This window comes from uncultured Caballeronia sp. (assembly GCF_964243625.1).
Lineage (GTDB): Bacteria > Pseudomonadota > Gammaproteobacteria > Burkholderiales > Burkholderiaceae > Caballeronia.
Genome location: NZ_CAXTGZ010000230.1, coordinates 7328 through 8786 on the forward strand (window position 1 = coordinate 7328; position 1459 = coordinate 8786).

Below are 1459 nucleotides of genomic sequence, written 5' to 3' on the forward strand. Positions count from 1 at the left end.
TTTTCGACAGACTTTCCTTCGGGTAACTAAAGCTTCGGCACGTCAACTGCAAAGAAACACACGATCCTCGGAATAAGACCGGCAGTCGCCACGTTAATACTGTTCGTACCAGGCGAACCGTACACGCCGCGTGCGGAGCGACCATCGGATGGTGAACTTCAGGCTCACACTCCGGCCGCAAGCAAGGAACAATCGCTTGTATTCCCAAGGTGTGTTCGGATGCCACTGATCAGACGAATCAAGGACTTTGCCAAGTCGACGTTGCCCGACTCGATCTTTCTCAGCCTTCTGCACAGGAAGTATGTTGGCCGGTTTCCTAACCTCAGGCGGCCAACGACTTTCAACGAAAAGATCCTGCGGAGAAGCATGGATCCCGACCCCCGTTACGTCCCACTCACTGACAAACTGGCTGTTCGAAGTTATGTCAGTGAGAAACTGGCGCAAAAATATCTGGTCCCGCTGATTGCCGCGCCGGTCGCGTTCACACGCGCAGCGTTCGACGCGTTGCCGGCTTCCTTCGTCATGAAGGCAAATCACGGCAGCAGCTTCGTGGAAGTGGTCAGGGACAAATCGCAAACCTCGTTCGAGAGACTGCAGCACCTGACCGAGCAGTGGCTGCAGACCGATTTTTATAAAGTTTCGAGGGAAAGGCATTACAGCAAAATCAGGCCGCGGATCTTCTTCGAGCAACTGCTTCTCGATGAACGCGGCAAGTTGCCGCCCGACTACAAAGTGCACTGCTTCCGAAGGGGCAACGCGCAGCCGGTCATGTACATCTCGGTCATCTCAGACCGATTCGGCGACACCACTCGCGGCGATATCTTCGACGTGGGCTGGAATCGTCTTGATTTCGTTATCGGTTATTACTCTCCCAGCGAAGAACCACCCGGTGCGCCACCGAATCTGGCAGCGATACTGGACACGGCAAAAACGTTGTCTGAAGGCTTCGATTACGTTCGCGTGGACCTGTATGCGCCTGGCGACAACATCTATTTTGGCGAGCTTACTTTCACGCCCGGTGCCGGCGTCCTGCCTTTCGTTCCCGACCGGATCGATTACGAATGGGGACGGCTCTTACGGGAATGACATTCCCTTTTTCGGCGCTCCCAAACAGCTTCATTCAGGGTTGTTTTCTTCGCAATCCTCCCAATACCGCAGCGGGTCGCGATGTTTTGGATAGCGGGCAGTAAGCCACGCGGACAACCTCGTCCAATCCGGATGGTTGGTGCCCGTCTGAGCAGACCAGATCGATGACCTTTCGAGGACCTGACCAATCGCGCGATCCCGGATCAGCAGGCTGCCCAGTCCGCTTGAACTGTTCGTCTGCGATTCAACCTGGTACCGCGGCAAAACCCTGAGCTCGGCGTCCTTGGCCCACCCATATAGCGCGCGGACCACGCCGGACGAATCGCGCAACTCTATGGGCCCGCTGTCCGGACGAACGGCCGTCCATCCCTCG

The 1459-nt window shown here is 56.3% G+C and carries 1 protein-coding gene and 1 pseudogene; one reads left to right on the forward strand and one right to left on the reverse strand.

Translation table 11 applies throughout. From position 1 onward, the window contains the following. The first annotated feature begins 219 nt into the window (after positions 1–219). Entirely contained in the window at positions 220–1086 is an 867-nt protein-coding gene (locus ACFFAR_RS16690) for an ATP-grasp fold amidoligase family protein (protein ID WP_375508151.1), read from the forward strand. A 30-nt stretch (positions 1087–1116) separates the two neighbouring features. Here the strand turns inward: ACFFAR_RS16690 and ACFFAR_RS16695 are convergent. Further along, positions 1117–1459, reverse strand: a pseudogene (locus ACFFAR_RS16695) (hypothetical protein); the annotation flags it as partial.

What these genes read in the sequence shown, in the direction of transcription:
- ACFFAR_RS16690 (WP_375508151.1), top strand. Translation starts at nt 220, where the DNA reads ATGCCACTGATCAGACGAATCAAGGACTTTGCCAAGTCGACGTTGCCC.